This window comes from Pseudomonas sp. TH06, assembly GCF_016651305.1.
Lineage (GTDB): Bacteria > Pseudomonadota > Gammaproteobacteria > Pseudomonadales > Pseudomonadaceae > Aquipseudomonas.
Genome location: NZ_JAEKEC010000001.1, coordinates 2,811,924 through 2,831,589 on the forward strand (window position 1 = coordinate 2,811,924; position 19,666 = coordinate 2,831,589).

12 protein-coding genes are annotated in these 19,666 nt (G+C 59.8%); 7 read left to right on the forward strand and 5 right to left on the reverse strand.

All coding sequences use genetic code 11. The annotated features are described in order from the left end of the window. Positions 1-123 precede the first annotated feature (123 nt). Both JFT86_RS12730 and JFT86_RS12735 read right to left on the reverse strand, forming a co-directional pair. Positions 124-912, reverse strand: a complete 789-nt coding sequence (locus tag JFT86_RS12730; protein ID WP_201236946.1) for a siderophore-interacting protein — start codon at positions 910-912, stop codon at positions 124-126. Beyond that, entirely contained in the window at positions 909-1,484 is a 576-nt protein-coding gene (locus JFT86_RS12735) for a PadR family transcriptional regulator (protein ID WP_201236947.1), read from the reverse strand. The genes JFT86_RS12730 and JFT86_RS12735 overlap by 4 nt, the downstream gene beginning before the upstream one ends. Positions 1,485-1,981: 497 nt before the next feature. Here JFT86_RS12735 and JFT86_RS12740 point away from each other — a divergent pair, with 497 nt between their 5' ends. The 5 genes from JFT86_RS12740 (at position 1,982) to JFT86_RS12760 (ending at position 7,643) form a co-directional block, all read left to right on the forward strand. Beyond that, positions 1,982-2,473 (forward strand): CS1 type fimbrial major subunit, encoded by a 492-nt coding sequence (locus JFT86_RS12740; protein ID WP_201232596.1) that lies wholly within the window; start codon positions 1,982-1,984, stop codon positions 2,471-2,473. Positions 2,474-2,581: 108 nt separating this feature from the next. Next, complete coding sequence (locus tag JFT86_RS12745; RefSeq protein WP_201236948.1) at positions 2,582-5,104, forward strand: CS1-pili formation C-terminal domain-containing protein; 2,523 nt, start codon at positions 2,582-2,584, stop codon at positions 5,102-5,104. A 4-nt stretch (positions 5,105-5,108) separates the two neighbouring features. Further along, complete coding sequence (locus JFT86_RS12750; RefSeq protein WP_201232594.1) at positions 5,109-6,323, forward strand: hypothetical protein; 1,215 nt, start codon at positions 5,109-5,111, stop codon at positions 6,321-6,323. 42 nt (positions 6,324-6,365) lie between these two features. Further along, positions 6,366-7,109 (forward strand): molecular chaperone, encoded by a 744-nt coding sequence (locus tag JFT86_RS12755; protein ID WP_201236949.1) that lies wholly within the window; start codon positions 6,366-6,368, stop codon positions 7,107-7,109. A 33-nt stretch (positions 7,110-7,142) separates the two neighbouring features. After that, positions 7,143-7,643, forward strand: a complete 501-nt coding sequence (locus JFT86_RS12760; protein WP_201236950.1) for a CS1 type fimbrial major subunit — start codon at positions 7,143-7,145, stop codon at positions 7,641-7,643. 45 nt (positions 7,644-7,688) lie between these two features. Here JFT86_RS12760 and JFT86_RS12765 read toward each other — a convergent pair whose 3' ends face one another. From JFT86_RS12765 to JFT86_RS12775, 3 genes are all read right to left on the reverse strand, one after another. Beyond that, positions 7,689-12,830 carry an NEL-type E3 ubiquitin ligase domain-containing protein gene (locus JFT86_RS12765; RefSeq protein ID WP_201236951.1) on the reverse strand — a complete coding sequence of 1,714 codons (5,142 nt, stop codon included), beginning with the start codon at positions 12,828-12,830 and terminating at the stop codon, positions 7,689-7,691. Between the two features lie 189 nt (positions 12,831-13,019). Next, positions 13,020-16,166, reverse strand: coding sequence for a transglycosylase domain-containing protein (locus JFT86_RS12770; protein ID WP_201236952.1), 3,147 nt, complete (start codon positions 16,164-16,166; stop codon positions 13,020-13,022). A gap of 284 nt (positions 16,167-16,450) precedes the next feature. Then, positions 16,451-16,909: a transposase gene (locus JFT86_RS12775; RefSeq protein WP_201232590.1), complete on the reverse strand. Its 459-nt coding sequence runs from the start codon at positions 16,907-16,909 to the stop codon at positions 16,451-16,453. Between the two features lie 687 nt (positions 16,910-17,596). On the opposite strand from JFT86_RS12775, the gene JFT86_RS12780 reads away from it, so the two are divergent. Further along, positions 17,597-19,018, forward strand: a complete 1,422-nt coding sequence (locus JFT86_RS12780; protein WP_201236953.1) for an amino acid permease — start codon at positions 17,597-17,599, stop codon at positions 19,016-19,018. A 451-nt stretch (positions 19,019-19,469) separates the two neighbouring features. After that, on the forward strand, positions 19,470-19,631 hold the full coding sequence (locus JFT86_RS12785; RefSeq protein ID WP_201238652.1) for a hypothetical protein: 162 nt from the start codon (positions 19,470-19,472) through the stop codon (positions 19,629-19,631). The last annotated feature ends 35 nt before the right edge of the window (positions 19,632-19,666 follow it).

The following is a 19,666-nucleotide window of genomic DNA, read 5'->3' on the forward strand; positions in this document are numbered from 1 at the left end:
AACCTGCCTCCACGGATTACTCACCCTGGTGCAGGTTCTGGGGCCGCTGCGCAGCCCATCGGGGATAAATCCCCTCACCACAATTAAGTTCCCCCCCTCAAGTGGAGGGTGAATACCAAAAAGTCATTCCTCTTCGGAAGTACCTTCAGCGCGCCAGTAGCCGACGGCTTTGACGAACTGTTCGTCGAGTCCGTGTTCATCCAGCAACACCCGGCGGATCTGCCGTGAGACTTTGGTTTCCGTCGCGACCCACGCGTACAGATTGCCCTTGGGCACCTGCAACTGTTTGACGGTGGTCAGCAGGTTGTCCTTGCCGCCCTCACGCAAGACCCAGATCACATTGACCTGCGCCGCGCTCTCCAGCACTTGTTGTTCGCGACCGTTTTCCACTTCGATCACCACCAGCGCCTTGCGATTGGCGGCCAGGCCTTCGAGGCGGCGGGCGATGGCGGGGAGGGCGGTTTCGTCGCCGATCAGCAGGTAGCTGTCGAAAATGTCCGGCACGATCATCGAACCGCGTGGCCCGCCGATGTGCAGAAACTGTCCCGGTTGGGCCTGTTCCGCCCAGGTCGAGGCAGGGCCGTCGCCGTGCAGGACGAAGTCGATGTCCAGCTCAAGGGTGTCGAGGTCGTAGCGGCGCGGGGTGTAATCGCGCATCTCGGGCATCGGCCCGTTGTCCTTGCCGACGCCGAGCACCATGGTTTCCAGCGCAGCGGCTTGATCGGCGTTCTGCGGGAACAGCAGTTTGACGTGATCGTCGGTGCCGAGGCTGATGAACCCGGCCAGTTCCGGCCCGCCGAGGGTGATGCGGCGCATCCGTGGGGTCAGGTCGACCACGCGCAATACTTCGAGGCGACGGCGTTTGATTTCGTGCATCACGCGGTGAATGGTTTGCTTATCGACTGCAGTCATTCGGCTTTCTCCGGGGCAGGTTGAACGGCAGGGCCGTCGACGATGGCTTTGGCGGTGTCGTTGAGCAGATCCCGTACGCGCAGGATTTCTTCCGGGCTCCAGCGTCCGTGGTGCAGTTGCAGAGCGTGGCGCAGGTTGTGCACCGCTTCGTGGATTTCCGGCGGCCGGTCATGGCCGCGCAACGAGCGCTTGCTGACGTCGATGCGCATGCGCACGCCATCCAGGGCCACGGCTTGTTCACCCAAGGACAAACGGCCTGCTTCGGTGACGCTGTAGCGTTTTTTGCCGCCCTCGGCGTCGCCGCTGATCAGTTCGCTTTCTTCCAGGAAAGTCAGGGTCGGGTAGATCACGCCGGGGCTTGGGCTGTACGCGCCATCGAACATGCCTTCGATCTGGCGGATCAGGTCGTAGCCGTGGCACGGCTGCTCGGCGATCAGCGCCAGCAGCAGCAATTTCAGGTCGCCGGGGGCAAATACTCGCGGGCCACGGCCACCGCGTTCACGCCCGGGGCGTTTTTCAAAGCCGTCGCGGCCGTCGCCGTGTTCGCGGTGGGGGGAATGATGGTCTCTCATTTCTGTCTTCTCTCGTCATGTTTAGACATAACTTAAGATATATCTTTAGGCCGGCGCAAGACGTTTTTTCCCCGACCTGCTGGCGGCTGACGAGCGGCGATCTCTGCAGAGAATGCAACAGCTTAATTTTCACCAGGGTTTCGCAAAGGATAACTTTGAAGTTAAAGTCATCACTCTATTTAATCGAGCAAGTATTCTAAATATATAACTAAGTGCTGCTATGTCTGGGCGAAGCTGCTGTATGGTTTTTTAACTGAATCTGTATGTAGGGCATAACTTACAGCCACTGTTTTGAATATCGTTTTTTTGTTCTTTTTTCTTGCGGGTCATGAGGTTGTCGAACTACGAGGTTATAGGAAGTTACTTGCTTACATTCCGGAGGCAACAGTCGATGATGCTCCGGCATTGAAAGTTCAAGTTGACCTGGCTCAACTCCCCTGAGGGTTTACCTGAACTTTCAATTCTTCCTTCTCATCAAGAAAACAAGGTACTGAACGATGTTCAAGAAAATCGCAATCGCTGCTCCGTTGGCTCTTCTGGCACTGGGTTCCTCGGGAGCGTTCGCCGCTGGTGAAGCCGCTCACTCCATCAACATCGTCGCTCATGTGCCGACCAACGGCTTTTATGTAGTGCCGACCAACCCTGATCTGATCAACAAGGATCAGCGCATGGACTACAACCCGAGCAAGGGCAAGATGGACGAAGTCGACGGTTTCTTCGACGTGCGTAACAACAACGGCTCGGTACACGCCAGCCTGGACAGTGAAGCCAAGTTGATCTCCGGTTCCAGCAACATCCCGTTGAAAGTCACGCTGAACAACCGCGTCCTCAATCAGACGCCACAACTGGTAGTGGGTGAGTCCGAGTCGGATGTGAACTTCCGTGCAGCGCTGAATATCAGCGCGGTCGGCGGCTCCTTTGAGCCGGGCGATTACACCGGTGTGGTTGCGATGACCTTCGACGCTGTTCCTCCGGTCGCGACGCCTTGATCGAGCGCGTCGACAACCAGCGCTGACCCCAGGTCAACGCTCACCGAGGGGGCAAGCCGTGTGCTTGCCCCCTCGGACTTCCACATTTCGTAATCAGAGTAAGAGTTCATGTTCCCGATGACACCCATCGCGGCTGCGCTTGCGCTGTTGTTTTGTGCCAGCGCAGCCGTGGCTTCCAACTCCGCCGGCACCACGCCGCGAAGTCTGTTGGCCCAGGCCAAAGGCCTGCCGGCGGATTTCGAGGAGCATTTCTTTGATGTGCCTCTGGCGGTTCGGGTCGAGCTCGATCATCAGCCTCTGGGCGAGGCGCTGGTGGTGTTGTCCCGCGATGATCGCATCACCCTGCTCGAATTCACCGACACCAGCGAAAACCGCTTCGGCGCCGCCGAACGGGAAAAATGGGCGGCCTATCTGAAGCCCGGCGTGGCGCTTGGCAACTGCACCGGGTCGTGCCCGGATCAAGTGCTGGCGGTGCACTACAACCTGGAAAACTCACAGGTGTCGATCCTCACCGAAAACGCCGAGCGCGATGTTGAAGCCAAGCGTTACCACGATCAGCCCGAAGGCGGTAGCCACGGTTTGATGGTGCGCAATCAGCTCAACCTCAACGGCGGTCAGGATCAGGATCTCGGCGGCCGCTACGGCCTCGAAGCCAGCAGCAGCCTGGGTAACTGGAGCCAGACGCTGAATTTGCAGCTATCGCGCCTCGGTGGCCCGGATGACAAGCTTTACCACGCGGTACATGAACTGCACACCCAGCGCGAACTGCAAGGCAGTTTTTTCCGTCTGGGCTATTTCACCCCCAATTCCGAAGGCCTGACCCGCCAGCCGCGCACGTTCGGCACCAGCCCCGACACGGCGGTCGGCGTGATGTACGGCAGCTCCGACAGCCTCGCGATCAACAACCCCAAGCCCAGCGTGTACCCGATCTACGTCACCGCCAACCGGCAGGGCTCGGTGGAGATTTATCGCGATGGCCTGTTGATCAACACCCAAGCGGTGCCCGCCGGTTTGCAGACCCTCGACACCCGGCCGCTGCCGGGCGGCATCTATGAAGTGGAAGTGCGCCTGATCGAAGACGGCCAGATCACCTCCACCACTCAAGAGCTGGTCTACAAGCCGAATAACTGGCGCAACCTCGACGAGCGCTGGCGCTACAACGTGTTTGCCGGCGAGGAAAGCAAGCTGCTGAGCAACTGGGACACGCAGTCCAGCGGCAGCCCCACGGCCGGTGCGTCGGTCAACTACTTGATGCACCCGCGGGTGATTCTCGGCCTGTCGGCGCGGCAGATCCGCGAAAAACTGCAGTACGGCACGTCCGTCGACTGGACGCTGGCCAACCACCTCAGCGCGTACGCCAACGTCTATAAGACCGAGGATTACGGCACCGGTCTGGACCTGCAAAGCCTTTACAACTACGGGGCCGGCAGCCTGGTGATCAGCCACAGCCGCAGTTGGCTCGACACCACCAACACCTACGACACCTTGCCCGACGGCACGCGCATTCGCCCGCGCAACGTGTTTATCGGGCAGACCAGCAACTCGTCGCTGGCGCTCAACCACCGCCTCAGCAGCAAGAGTTCGCTCAACGCCCGGGTGTCGCACAGCGAGGGCAACGTCGAAGGCGCCGGTCTGGATCTGGGCTGGACGCAGCGCACCGAGTTGTTCGGCAGTGACGCCAGTTGGCGCTTGTCGGTGTTTGATCGGCCGGGCAGCTACAGCAGCGGCGATGCGCGCAATCGCGGGGTCGACCTCAGCGTCAACCTGGCACTCGGTGCGCCCGGCCAGCAGATCACCGGCAGCATCGGTTCGCGCACGGCCCGTGATGGCAGCCGCGACAACAACGGCTCGATCGGCTGGCGCAAGGACTTCAAGGATCACGTCCTGCAAAACGTTTCGGTCACCGCGCTCACTGACACCTATGGCCTCGGCATGTCCAGCCTGGCGAACTTCCGCACCGATACGGTGAATGGCGACGGCTTTGTCCAGCGCTCTTCCTACAACGGCAATTTCACCGGCGGCCTCAACGTCGACAGCACGTTGGTGGTCGGCGGCCAGCAGATGCTCCTGACCAGTCGCAACGAGGTGCGCGGCGCCGGACTGATTGTCGATATCGAGTCGGACATCGACAACATCACCCTGCGCGCCGACGACTTCAGCGGTGGCAGCGCCGCGTTGAAACCGGGGCGCAATTTCATCCCGATCACGGCGTACCAGAACAGCTCGGTAAGTTTCGATTTCGAGGGCAACCACGTGCCGGCAGCGACCATTGCCCCGGCCCGCACTCGTTACCACCTGAACAAGGGCGGGGTCGAGTACCGCAAGATTCGCGTGATGAAAACCCTGACCGTGCTCGGCCGTCTGGTCGACGGGCAAGGGCGCCCGCTCAAGGGCCACCACGTGATCAACCATGCCAGCCGTGGCGTGACCGAGGTCGACGGCTTCTTCTCGATGGAAATGAACGCCGGCTCGCCGACCCTCGAAGTGCGCCGGGAAAACCAGCTGCTCTGCCAGTTCCGTCTGGAGGAGAACCAGCATCGCAGTGAAAACAATGTGCTGATGATCGGCGACCTGCGTTGCACGCCAGACACCCTGGCCGATGTCACCTCCACCGAACAGAAGGCGGGCTGATCCGATGAAAAGACTCACTTGTGGTCTGGGCTTGTGCCTGGTGATGGCCACGCCGGCAATCGAGGCGGCCAGTCGCGAAATTCGCGCGTTGTTTCAGCCGGATTCGTCACAACCGAACAAGAACGTGTTCGTCAACCAGACGCCGAACAGCGGCTACTGCGAAGGCTATCCGTCCGAGTGCAAAGACAACAATATGTTCAGCATCCAGTTGCCGGTGCGCTTCAATTCCACCCGGGCGCTGATGCCCAATGACAGCATTGATCTGAGGGTGCCGGCCAATTGGCGGCCGTTGACCGTGACTAATGCCGAAACCGGGGAAGCCGAAACGGTGGAAGTGCGCATCATCGGCATCGGCTCGCAGTACATTCTCAGCGATCCAGCCTACAAACTGGTCGGGGTGACGGACCCGCTTGAAGGTCATCAAAAACTCTGGACCGGCAGCAGTTGGGTGTATGCGCCTGCGCCATGCCAATACAGCGGCGTCGGTGCTTATGGCGACAATCGCTATCGTTTTTTCTGGAAGGCGCCGGTTGAAGCGGCGTGTAGCAAAGTCGCGGCTTTCAGCATCCCGTCGATGTACTTCGATACCCTCGATTTCGCCTATGAACTGCGCACGCCCAATCCGCTGGGTATGTCTTCCGGGTTATACACCGGCTCAATGACCTACTCGATCGGGCCAACCGGTGACTTCAGCCTGGGGCCGTTGATGACGCCCGATGACGGCGCACTGAATCTGGATTTCGTACTCGACGTACAGCACACCCTCAAAGTCGATCTGCCGCCGGGCGGCAATCGCGTGGTGCTGGAGCCCGAAGGTGGCTGGATGCGCTGGATCGACAGCGGCAAGAAGCCGATCAAGATTTACCGTGACCAACAGTTTTACCTGTCGGCCTCATCGCGCTTCAAAGTGATGATGCTGTGCAGCTCAACCGGTGGTCCGCGCTGCAAAATGATGAGCCCGAAGGGCGCTTCCACCGAAGTTGAAACCTATCTCACGTTGCCCGCCGGCATCACCGGCCCCGGCGGTGTCGACGTCAAGCTGTACCAGTTGCAATACAACACCTGGGGCGGGCCCTTCCAGCCGAGCATTTATGTTGATCGCAAGGTCGGTTCGCTGCGCTTCGAAATACCCAAGGACGCAATCGACTTCCTGATCCGTCCCGGGCTCAGCGACACGTTCACCGGCAACATCACCGTTATCTGGGATTCGGAAGTCTGAAAACTCCGACAGGCCCTTTGATTTTTCATGGAGTTGAAGACGATGAAGCGTGTTTTTTTACTGGGCGTGCTCAGTCTGTTTGGCCTGGCGGCACAGGCCGGTCCGCAGATCAATGTGGGCACGGTGTATGACTATCTGGACGCCGATAAAAGTACTTACCTGAAACGGGTGTTCAACAGCGGCGACGCCACCGCGTTCGTCAAGGTCAATGTGCTGGAAATCGTCTACGGCGCCGATGGCGTGCCGCAGGAAATTGCCGTCGAGAACGCCGCCGACGGTGCTTCGCGCAATGGTTTGATGGCCAGCCCGGCGCGGTTGATCGTGCCGTCGCAAGGCATGCAGGGCACGCGTTTGCTGTACATGGGCGAGCGTGACCGCGAGCGCTATTTCCGCGTGCGTTTCGTGCCCGTGGTGCCGGAAAAGGAAGATGAGTTCGTGGTCAGCGGCGAGGAACGCGAGGACTATAAAAAGAACCTGAGCGCCGGGGTCAACCTTATGACCGGGTTCGGTACGATCTTTTTCGTGCGGCCGCGAGATGCGCGTTTCGCCACCGCCATCAATGAAACCGACAGTCGCTACGAATTGCGCAACAACGGCAACACCGTGGTGGTCATCGACGAGTTCAAAAGCTGCGCGCTGGCCGACGAAGCCGACTGCGGCGCGACCACCAAGCATCACGTGCTGGCCGGCAAGAGTTTCGCTTTCGATAAAGAGCCGGGCCGTCAGTACCGCTTCTTTCTGATCGAGGGCGAGCAGAAAAAAATCCTCCAGGTCAGCCGCCGCTAGGTCTGTTCTCCATTGACGCAACGGGTAATCAACATGATCAAGCAATGCACCGTCGTCGCGCTGATCGCCACGGCAGCCCTGACGACCACCGTGATCTGGGCCGCCCGCGAAGAACACACGTTCGAAGTGACGCTGGTGGTACCCAGTCGGCCGTTTTACGTTCTTCCGGCGGAGTCCGACTGGATCCACCGGCCGCAACGGCTCGAATGGCATCACGCCACTTCAACCTTGGGCAGCATGCGCAAGAACTTCGATGTACGCCACGACACCAGCGCGATCGAAGCACGCCTGGAGACGATCCCCTACCTGTCCAACGGCAAGTCGGGCGACGATATCGAATTGCGGGTCACCTTCAATGGCGTGGTATTGAGCGCAGAACGGCCGCCACGCCAGGTGGTTTCGCAAGAGGAAGCGGCGGCAGGCAAACGCGTGCTACTGGAAATCGATCCGGTTGAACCGGCTGGGGGTTATCGCCCCGGCGACTACAGCGGCAATGTGCTGTTGCTGTTCTATTCCAAGGCGCCGGGGGAGTGAAACCTGCGTGCGGTTGACGAAAAACCAACCGCGATCACGCACTTTTCACGGGCCAGTTGCTGCGGGTCTGTTTTGCAGACCCGCCGCTTGCAACGCCTTGTGGGTCAATTGCCGGGCGAGATCATTGCGTGCGTACGCCAGATCACTCAACAGCCGGTTGTAGTAGGCCTCGCTCATTGTTTCGCCACTGAAGATTTCGGTTTCCCGTGCGCCCAATTGTCTGGCCAGTGTCTCCATGCGCCTGGTCAGTGGATTCAGGCGCGTGGGGTCTGTGACGTTGGCCCACTGGGTTTGTAATTCGCGCAACTCTTCCAGGCGCCGCAGCTGTTCTTCGAACACCCGGTCATTGACTTCGAATTGCGTGGGATGGGTTCTGCGCAGATGACGTTCCCAGAACCCGTCGACGTACAAGTCGATCATGCCGTTGGCCAGGCCGTCGCCGCGTTCGCGTTCGATGATCGTGTCGTAGGCGCGGTCGATCATGGCCGCGTCTACACCTGAGCGCTCCTGATACATCATGCCGTCGGACTGCCACGGCAGGCCCAGGCGTTCGGCCAATCCGGTTTCATAAGCCAGGTGCACTTCAACGTCGTCGGGTGGCAGATTTCCGGCCGGGTTGATCAGGTGCTGCTGTTGCTGACGACTGATTTCCTCGCGGGCGATATCGCCCACTCGTTCCAGGCGTGCAGCACTGCGGGCCAGCCGCACCAGATTATCGTCCAGCGTTCTCGCCGAGGTCTGTTCGGCATACGCCTTGGACACCAGCACTTTCAGGCCCATGGAATTGAACAGTTGCGCGCCGCCGTCCTGGCAGCTTTCCGGCTCGCGGGCCTGGGCGAACAGTTGCTCACGCAGTTCGGAATCCAGCGCGGCGGCGTCGATCAGGTCCCAGACGCGTCGGGTGAGTTTCTTGCGTGATCGGTCCGAACGGTAATCCTCGCTCCGTCTTTGCTGACGGATGACCCTGAACAGATCCTCGGAACCGGGTTCGGCCATGACGTCCTGCCAGGATTCTTCGCGCTGTCGCCTGAGCGCCTGCGAGGCGCTGAACGTCGGCGACTCATCCGGCGACAGCCAATGGTTGATTTCGTTTTCCACCGCCGGGGAATACGCTTGCTGGCGGCTGAAACCTGCCGATTCGCGGTAGTCGCCATAGCGGAGGCGGTCGGCATCGACCAGCCGTTGGGTATCGAAGCGTGCGCGAGAGAGGATGAATGCTTCATCGGAACCGGGCGTGACCTCAGGGACGGTGGTGATCGGGCAGCGGCGCATGTCCAGGGCAAAACTGCGCGGGCGATGGCGTGGTGCATTGGCGACCCGGAACAGACCGCGTGGCCAGTCGCGGATATCGCTGTTGGCCAGGCTCAATTCATTCAAGCGGTGCATGCGCCCGACATCCGGCGCCTGCCCCAGCGGGTTGCCGGTCAGGCGCAGCGATTGCAGACGGGTGAGACCGCTCAGACGGGTGGCCGAGTCGTCATTGAGCCTGATGCGGTTATCGGTCAGGTCGAGGGTTTGCAGTTGACGCATCTCGCCAATGGCCGGCGGCACGCTGTTCAAACCGCACTGGCGGGCGCTCAACTGGCGCAGTTGCCGCAGATCGTTGAGTAAATGGCTGTCTGTGGACAGGCGTCCGTTGTCGATTTTCAGTGCAGTGATCTGATCGAGGTATTTTTTCATGCCGGGTTGCCGGCGCATCTCGTTCCACCAGCGGTCGTGATCCGGGCGGGAGAGGTCGGACGATAAATCCAGCGCATAGCCTTGGTCAGGATGCTGATCGCGCTCGGCGAACGCTTCGGTTTTGCGTTCAAAGCAATCGAGCAGACGTTCCTCCAGATGCATGCCGCCGGTGCGCAGGAACTCCGCCGAAACCCCATGAATCGGTTCGCCGGCACTGTCCAGCCCTACCGGTTGGCTGTTGCGCCAGTGGGCCAGCGTGCTGCGCAGGTCCTTGAGTTGGTCCTTGAGCTTTTGCAGCGCCGCTTCAGGATCGGGTTTGGCGCGCAAGGCTTCGGCGAAGTTGTTCACTTGCCGCTCGGACAGCCTTGGAAACAGCTGCTTGATGCGTTCTTCGAAGGTTTTTTCGCCGAACGGCCACGGCCAGCCACGCACCAGCTCGACCGTTTCAATGCTCGCCACCGGGCGCACGGGTGGCTCGGCGAGGAGGAACCGCCGCTCGGCCGGCGCTGCGGTTTTGTCCATGATCCAGCGTTTGAGCAGGCGACCCTGACCGGTTCGATAACCGATCTGCTGGCGCTTGTCTTCCGGGATGGCCTGCAGCAGCGCTTCGTAAAAATCGGCGGGGGCATGCAGGCTGCGGTTGTCGGCGTCGAGCACTTCGTAGCGACCGTGTTCATCGCGGATCAGCCGTCTGACACTCGCTGCTTCGTCCGGGCCGACGCTGCAACGCAACGGGCCGTCGTAAGTGCCGTCACGAACTTCCAGGCGCATCTCGCCAAAACTGTCGCTGAAGGTGCGCAGGGTATTGAGCGCCAGGCGTTCGGTGTCCGGCACCACCCGTTCGTCATGGTAGAAACCGTCGTAGGCACGCGCCGTGGCGGCTTCGAAGTTGACCTCGCGTGCCTGCGACTTGATGCGCAGGGGCAGGCGGTTTTCGCTGACAATCCGCTCCAGCTCAACCGGTCGGGCCTGGGCCAGGGTTTTCTCGGCGAGGCTCAGCGGCATGTCCGGAAACGTCTGGCTCATGACGCGCACGTCGGCCTTGTTGGAGCGTTCTGCGCCCTGGTAAATACGCGAGGCCAAATCACCCTGAAGGTCGTCCACCGCATCGGCGAGCAGATTGCGCAGGGCCTGGGGGCGCTGTGCTGCCGGGATTTCACGCCCGGTCAGTGCGCGTATTTCGCTGTCGGTGAGAAACACCGCCGCGCGTTCCGGCAGTCTGCCGCTGGTCAGATCCGGCAGACCGATGCTCAGGGTATCGGCCTCGGATGCGGCCGGATTGCCGTACTGGCGCGAGTGGCCGCTGAGGTCGACATTTTCACAGACGCGCAACGCCCGCTCGGCTGGCCAGCCAGACAGTCGGGTGATGATCGGTTCAAACCACACCGATTGCGCGTCGATTGGCCGCCCGGCACGAATGTCGTCGCTGGTCGTTCGTGCATCGTCATAGGCCTTGTAACGCTTGATCGTGTCGGCCAGTACCGGTGGTGGCGGGCTGTTGTCGATGTGCATGCGCCGCAACTCGTCGGCGTCGGTACCGCTGGCGACGCGGATCTGCTCCATCTCCAGCGGCGAAAAGCGCTCGACGCTATGGCCGAGCCGGCGCATCAGGGTTGAGGCTGGCCAATCTTCGGGGTTTTCCGCTTCGTGCAGCCAGGCGCCATGCTCGTTGTGCTCAAGGGTCGGCTGATAGGCGCTGGTGCGCGAAGGATGTTCGATGCGGTGGGTCTTGTGCGCCGGCTCGGTCGAGACCTTCTGCACTTTGTAGACCTTGCCGTCGAGCGGCAGCAGCAGCTCGTTGCCGTGACGGTGCAGGCCCAGCCGGTCGGGTTTCGACGCCACCGACAGCGCCACATTTTTCTGTTCGTAAGGGCTCAGATCCGCGTGCCAGAGTGAGGTTTTGCCATTAGGCAAACGCACCGGTTTCATGCCGTCCACCAGCGCGGACAACTTGACGCGCAAGGTCGAGCCGATAGCGGCTCCGGCACTGAATGCTGCCAGCTGAATCACGTCCGTGACCACGCTGACCACGTGTTCGGCGGCTTCCTCGGCCAGCCCCTCGGCCAGATCGACAACGCCTTCGATGACGTCGCTGGTCAATTGATACACGGTGTAGGCCATCATCAGTTCGCCGAGAAACGGCACGAACGGTGTGGCAATCAGCAGGGCGGCATTGAAAATATCCGAGACGATTTTCTTGAAATTGTCCCACCAGGCCCAGCGTGCGTTGCTGTCAGTGTCGGCAGTGGATACGGCGATCTCGCGGCCATCGTTGAGGATCTTGTTGAGCTTTTGCTGATAGACGTGTCGCCAGTAATCCGCAGGCAATGCGACGGTGTCGATTTGCAGGCGCGGTCGTGGCACCGGCTCCTTGCGCCAGGTGGGTTTTTGATCGGTCGAATCCCCGGGCGGGTGCCATTGCAGCGTGAACAGGCGTTGTTCGAGGCTGGCGAAAAAATGCCCGCGCTGTTGCTGATCGACAAATTGACTGAAGAATTGTCGGTAGGTCTGTTGCGAGGAGATCGCCAGTTTGTCCTCACGTAACTGCCGCGCCAGTTCCTCGATGAACGCGTCAACCGAGGCGTATTCCTTGAGCGGGTGGTCGGGGTCGTGCGGCAGGTAGGCGATCAGCCGATTGATGCCACGGGTGTCGGGTCTGGCGGGTATCAGCAGAGTGATGCCGGTCAGGCGGGTGTCCATCATCGACAGGTCGCAGCACTGCATTCTTCTGCCGTTCAGCACCAGGCGGGGTTTGTCCTTGGTCAACTCCAGCATCAGTTTGTAGACGTCGTACTGAATGTCGCCGGTGATCAATGCCAGCTGTGCTGCGACGCTGAGGGCGTCTTTCTGGCTCTCGACCACTTTGTGCTTGAGCACCGCATCGGCGACGGCGTTGCCGGACAGCAGATAGCTTTCCAGATGCGTTTTGTATTGCGCGCCAATGTCCAGTTCCCGGCACAGCGTCTGGAACTCGCCGATGCTCAGATTGGCCAGCTTAAGCACCTCGAAGTGGCCCTGAGCATCGGGTTTGCTGATGAACGCCGAGGCCGCATCGACCTGCTCGTCTCTGGCGAAGTTGTGCAGCGCGGCATCCAGCAACGACACCGTGCGGGCCGTCGCGGCACCCGAGGTGTCGATGGCCCACCAGGGTTTGTCCTTGGGTATATACAAGCGCAGCCAGGTGGTTTTGACGTCGATGTCGACGCCGCAGCGTTCCTTGAGTTTCGCTTGCAGCAGCGGCGCGGCAAACGTGTAGACATCGAGTTGCGCCAGCAGCCCGTCGACCTTGTTCTGCGAAGCCCAGGCCTTGAGATTGGCGGCTTTGAGTTTATCGTGCTGGATGACGTGCGTGGTGGCGTACCACGCTTCGGGTTTCAGCGTTGTTGCGCTGAGCGCCAGACCCCGATTCAGGGTGGCGGACTTGAACGTCTCGTCGAGGGTGTTTTTGATGAATTCGTGGTGCCGACCCTTGTGCAGATTGTCGGCGGAAGAGGGGAACGCAGGCATGGCAATCATCCTTGAGTGCTTGTTCGGGATGATCACCTTATCGGGGGATGCTCAAAACAAAAGACGAAAAACACACCTGTTTAATCAGGGCTTTTCGCCGCCGACCGGTCGAAAATTCGAATCGAAAAAAATAGCCCTGTAGCACCCGGTGTGGCGGATTTTAGCAACCAGCCTGACGCCGAACGCTGTTCAAAGACGCTCGTCGGCAGGTGCCGTGACCAACGTAACCTGAGTGTTTTCCACAGGCCGGCATTGCGAGTCGCTACCCGGTTGCAAGTACGGTGTGAGAATCGGTGCCATGCCCTTGAGCACCTGCACTGGCAGGGCTGAGGTGAATTTGAAGTTCTCTGCAGAGCGTCCCGGAACGAACGCGGTGAGGGTGCCGAAATGGTGTTCGCCGATGTAGAAAACGAAGGTCGCCGTACGGTTGATCGACTTCGAACTGAGGATCCTCCCGCCCGAACCGATGGCCTCGATGCGGTTGTCGCCGGTCCCGGTTTTGCCACCCATGGCCAGTGGGCTGCCATCAGCCAGTTTGAAACTGCCGGAAACACGTTTTGCCGTGCCGGCATCGACCACCTGCGACAAGGCTTCACGCATGGCTGTTGCGACTTCCGACGGCATCACCCGTTTGCCGACGTGAGGGTCATTGACCAGTCGGGTTTCATAGGGGGTACCGGCGGCGAAGTGCAGGCTGTCGATGCGCAGGGTCGGCATGCGCACGCCGTCGTTGAGGATAGTGCCGATCAGCTCGGCGAGGGCGGCCGGGCGGTCGCCGGAGCTGCCGATGGCGGTCGCCAGCGACGGCACCAGATGATCGAACGGGTAACCGACTTTCTGCCAGCGCTGGTGGATTTCCAGGAACGCTTCGATCTCAAGCATGGTGCGGATGCGGCTGTCGCGCGCGCCCTTGTGCTTGCTTTTGAACAGCCAGCTGTAGACTTCCTGACGCTCGAACTGGCTGGCCTTGACGATCTGGCTAAACGTCGCGTCCGGGTTGTTCAACAGGTAACCCATCAGCCACAGATCGAGCGGGTGCACTTTGGCGATGAAGCCTTGATCCGGCAGGTCGTAACTGCCGGGGCCGTAGGCATCGTAAAGCCTGATCAGGCGATCATCGGTGAGTTTCTCGGTGAGCTTGGCGCCCTTGAGGTGCGAGCGCACGAAGCTGTTGAAATCCTCCTGACTGGCGTTCGGCAACAGGTAACGGTGCACGGCGGCCATGCGGATCGGGGTCGGGCGCATGCTGTCGAGGAAGGTCTCGAGGCGCGCTTGGGTGTCCTTGTTTTTGTACTTTTTCCAGAACTTGAGCAGGAACGAAGTGCCTTCGCGGTCGGCGAAATTGGCCAGGTATTCCTGACGTCGCGGGTCGCGGTCGTCCTTGAGCAGTTCGGCGCTGCTGTTGGGGCCGGAGTAGGTGACGTAGCGCACCACATCACGCATCAGGCGAATGAACGGCAGGTTGATCGACTCACGCAAGGCATCACGCAGGCTCGGCATGCGGCCGTTGTCTTCGTTGCGAAAGTTGTGGAACACGTGCAGCCCGCCCCCGGTGAAAAACGCCTCGCCGGGGCTGGCCGAGTATTTGCGATCGAGGGCGGCGCTGAGCATCTTCGACAGGTCGTGATCCTTGTTCTGGATCAGATAGTCGATGACCCATTGACTGAGGCGATCCTGATCTGGCACTTCGACTTTCTTCAGCTCCGGCACGCTCATGGCACCGTACTTGTCGTGCAGTTCGGAGATGATTTGCAGGTAGGTGGTGAGCACGCGCATTTTCGCCGTCGAGCCCAGTTCGAGTTTGCTGCCCTCGTTGATGTCGAACGGCTGGTCGGTGCTGTCGGTCTGCACCCGCACCCGCGAGCCGTCCGGGGTCAGTTCGAACAGGGTGAAGCTGTAGCGCACTTGCGTGGTGCTGGTGGGGGTCAACAGGCGTTCGCCGAGCAGACCGATTTCGCCGGCATAGGCCGGGTCGGCGAGTTTTTTCAGATAGGCGGTGGCCTGGGTTTGCAGGTCGCCCTGCAGGGTGCTGGTGGCTGAGAGGTCGAGGCGGTCGAGGTCGTACAGTGGACGATTGAGCATGCTCGCCAGTCGGCTGCGGGCGACGCTGATGCCTTTGTTGGTTTCGATGGGCTGAAGGGTCGGCTGGGTCTGCCAGTCGCGGTAACTGACGGTGCTGGCCAGTGCCGCATCGGCGAGGGCGCTGTCGATCACACCGCTCTGCTTGAGCAGACGCAGGTGGCTGTCGGTGAGGTCGGCGAGCTCTTCGTGGCCCTTGGTCAGGTAATGCGACGGACGCCGCTGGGCAATCATCAGCGAGAGCATTTCACGCAAGGCCAGGCCTTTGTCGGCCATGGTTTTCGGGTCGGTGGCCGGGCTGTTCAACTGTTCGTTGGCCTTGTTGAAATCCGTGCCGTACCAGACCCGCAGCCCTTCGGCCATGCCGTGCACCTCGCCGTGGCCGGGCACGGCGGACAGCGGCACGCTGTTGAGGTAGTCGCGAATGATGTTCTGCCGCGCGCCAAGGGTCTCCGGGCCGGGCTGATAGGCGCGCACGCTGGCAGAAATCATCTGGCGAATCTTCTCGGCACCGGACACCGTCAGGCCATCGGGCGAATGCCGGTATTTTTCCAGTTGCGTGGCCAGGGTACTGCCACCGGCAGATTGCCCGGGCAGGTGCAGCAACTTCGCCACCTGCGACCACGCGGCCATGCCGAAACGTGGCCAGTCCACGGCCGGGTTGGCCATGGGTTGCTTGGGGTCGAGCAGGAAGCGGTTCTCAATGAACAGCAGGCTGTTGACCACCACCGGCGGAATCGCCGCGAAGCTCGAATACAGTTGCTGCGGATAGTTGTACTTGTACAGCGGCGCGGCGCGGCAATCGGTGATCGACAGCCCGGCCTGAATTTTCTCGGAGTAAGGCACAAACAGGCCTTTGTCGGTGTAGCTGAGCAGCGCCGGTGAAAAACGCGTCTGCTCGGCGACGACATAGTTACGCTTGAGCAGGCGCGGCAGGAATTCATCGAGGGAGCTGTAGCCCAGCCGCAGATCGAACGGACCGTTGCCCGGATAACGAATGGCTTCACTGGGCCCCGGCTCCAGTTTGTAGGTCAGCGAGGCGGCATATTGGCTGAGTTCTCGGGACTGAAAGCGCGAGGTGCGCATTTCCTTGGAGGCAGCCAATCCCACCACCACCGCGATAATCAGCAGCAACAGCCAGAAAGCCTTCCACCCGTGCCGGCTGCGGCGGGGTTTTTCAGGGACAGGCGCTTGATCATCCACACGTTCAGTCGGAACCACGGCTTTACTCGAATCGGTTTGCCACAAAGCGCCCATAGTCGATTGATCCATTCACGCAGATTGATCGGACTTGTCTGAAGCTTAGACGGTGGTTGGCGGTGGTGAAAAAATTGTGAAGGGTGGGGGAGGGGATTTATTGGCTTAGCAGAATTACTGTGGCGAGGGGATTTATTGTGGCGAGGGGATTTATCCCCGATGGGCTGCGAAGCAGCCCCAAAACCAGCCCCCCCCATATATACAGTTACACCTACACCGCATTCTCAGGGGGTTGGGCCTGCTGCGCAGGCCATCGGGGATAAATCCCCTCGCCACATTGAAGTTCACAGCCAACAGGCATCCCAGAGTGGATAGTCGCCTATCTTTGCTACAAGTCCGGCCCGCAGGGGGTTGGCGATGATGTAGCGGGCGAACGGTTTCAGGTCTTCCCCATCGCGAATGGCGCGGTCGTGAAACCCGGTTTGCCATAGTGCCCCACGTCTCCCGGTTTTTTTGTTAACAGCGTGAGTGCAGCGCGCCTTGATACCGCCAATGACATCACCGAGATTGTCGGTCTTCAACTGCATTAGCCAGTGAAAATGGTCGGGCATTACTACCCAGGCAATGGACTCAGCCTGGCCTTCGTTGTGTGCCTTGCGAAGTTGCGCGACCAGTAGACGACCTGTTTGCCAATCGGAAAATATGGGCTGACGATTGTGGACTACAGCGGTGATGAAGTAGGCGCGACCGACCTCGGAGCTTCGGCCCAGGCGCAGACGACAGGAATTTGGATAGGCAGGCACTTTCACTTCCTTGTGGTTGATCTTTTTAGGTTAGTGCCGGGTTAGCCGAGTCGGATCTGTAAGGCTTGAGTGAATTTTCTGATTTCTGTGAAGGACGGAGAGAGCGATTTACTGGGAGAGAAGATTGGTGTGCAGAGGAAGGATCTGTGGTGAGGGGATTTATTGTGGTGAGGGGATTTATCCCCGATGGCCTGCGCAGCAGGCCCAAACCCGGAGAATGCGGTGTATCTGTATATATGGGGGGCTGCTTCGCAGCCCATCGGGGATAAATCCCCTCGCCACAGGAAATCCTCTTGGGACAGGCAAAGCTTTGCCATCAGTTGTCTTGGAGATGAGCGGGCCAGAGCTTTTGAGGGGACCCATTCGACCTAAGCAGGGGCATGACGATGCACCAATGCTGTGCAATACTCGGCGCCTTTTTCGGCGGCGAATATTCCTACGTAAACCAGTTAATCTCTCTCCGAAAACCCGGCTTTTGCCGAGAGTTATCGCTGAATATTTCTGTTTATAGAGTGAAAGTGCCTGTCGATGGCTTTTTATACTGCACGCCCCGCTGATCTTGCAGGTTTTGTCCTACAAGACGCGTTTGCCCACGAAGCAGGCGCGGTTTCCTACAAGCCAACGCCTATCGGTTGAGGCTTCGACACTCGGTGGTCCAATCCAATAACAAGACGAGGTTGCACCCCTATGCCAGTTGGCAATCACCTGCCTCACGGCGAAACCGCTCAGGGCGGTCCGCTCAAACGCGAACTCGGCGAACGGCATATTCGCCTGATGGCGCTCGGTGCCTGTATCGGCGTCGGTCTGTTCCTCGGTTCGGCCAAAGCCATCGAAATGGCCGGCCCGGCGATCATGCTTTCCTACATTCTTGGCGGTCTGGCGATCCTGGTGATCATGCGCGCCCTCGGCGAAATGGCCGTGCACAACCCGGTGGCCGGCTCGTTCAGCCGCTACGCGCAAGACTATCTCGGACCATTGGCGGGTTTCCTCACCGGCTGGAACTACTGGTTCCTGTGGCTGGTGACGTGCGTCGCGGAAATCACTGCCGTCGCCGTATATATGGGCATCTGGTTCCCCGATGTACCCCGCTGGATCTGGGCGCTCGCGGCGCTGGTCAGCATGGGTTCGATCAACCTGATCGCGGTGAAAGCCTTCGGTGAATTCGAGTTCTGGTTCGCCCTGATCAAGATCGTCACCATCATCGCCATGGTGATCGGCGGCATCGGCATCATCGCTTTCGGCTTCGGCAACGATGGCGTGGCGCTGGGGATTTCCAACCTGTGGACGCATGGCGGCTTCATGCCCAACGGCATTCAGGGCGTATTGATGTCGCTGCAAATGGTCATGTTCGCCTACCTCGGTGTCGAGATGATCGGTCTGACTGCCGGTGAAGCAAAGAACCCGCAGAAGACCATCCCCAATGCCATTGGCTCGGTGTTCTGGCGGATTCTGCTGTTCTACGTCGGTGCACTGTTCGTGATCCTGTCGATCTACCCGTGGAATGAAATCGGCACGCAGGGCAGCCCGTTCGTGATGACCTTCGAACGTCTGGGCATCAAGACGGCCGCCGGCATCATCAATTTTGTGGTGATCACTGCGGCACTGTCTTCCTGCAACGGCGGCATCTTCAGCACCGGGCGCATGCTCTACAGCCTGGCGCAGAATGGCCAGGCCCCGGCCGGTTTCGCCAAGACCTCGAACAACGGTGTGCCGCGTCGTGCACTGCTGCTGTCGATTTTCGCGCTGCTGCTGGGCGTCCTGCTCAACTACCTGGTGCCGGAAAAAGTCTTCGTCTGGGTGACCTCGATTGCTACCTTCGGCGCGATCTGGACCTGGGTGATGATCCTGCTGGCGCAACTGAAATTCCGCAAAGGCCTGAGCGCCAGCGAGCGTGCTGCCCTGAAATACAAAATGTGGCTGTATCCGGTCAGTTCGTACTGTGCACTTGCGTTCCTGGTGCTGGTGGTCGGCTTGATGGCGTACTTCCCGGACACGCGTATCGCACTGTATGTAGGGCCGGTGTTTCTGGTGCTGCTGACCGTGTTGTTCTACGTATTCAAGTTGCAACCGACCCAAGTGACGCAAGGTGCGGCGCGTTCGGCTTCTTAAGTTGTAGGCGCTGAGACGACAAAGCCCCGGTCGAGAGATCGGGGCTTTTTTGTGGATCTCAGGATTTGTGTAAAACCTGTGGCGAGGGGATAAATCCCCTCGCCACAGGTAAAGCAGTCACAACAGGTAAAGCAGTCACAACAGGTAAAGCAGTCACAACAGGTAAAGCAGTCACAACAGGTAAAGCAGTCACAACAGGTAAAGCGATCACCACTGGCATGCCTCTCTAACGACTGCTGGGAGCAGAGTAACCACCGGTCTGATAGGCCGATACAAAACCGCGAAGCAGGTTCAAAGCTTTATATCCACCCCGAGGCGCAGCCATGAGGATCAGCGATTTTCTCGTGCGAGAACTCGGCCGCCGTCAGGTCGCGTTGTTCTTTTTGCTCGCGTCTTCGCTGTACGCCCTGCCACTGATCCTCGCCGACTTCCCCTACATCGACGACAACTGGTGCACGTGGTTGCCGAACGCGAGCGGCGCAACGCCACCCGTGTGGGGTATCTGGGTTATCCAGCGTTGCTTGACAGCCTGTATTACCGGATCTATCTGCTGGGCGATTACGCTTTCATTGTCATGAAAGAGCCGCCACAAGGCAGATTGCTGCAGTGGTGAAACGGCTATTACCGTTGGTCGGAATACTTCTCGTA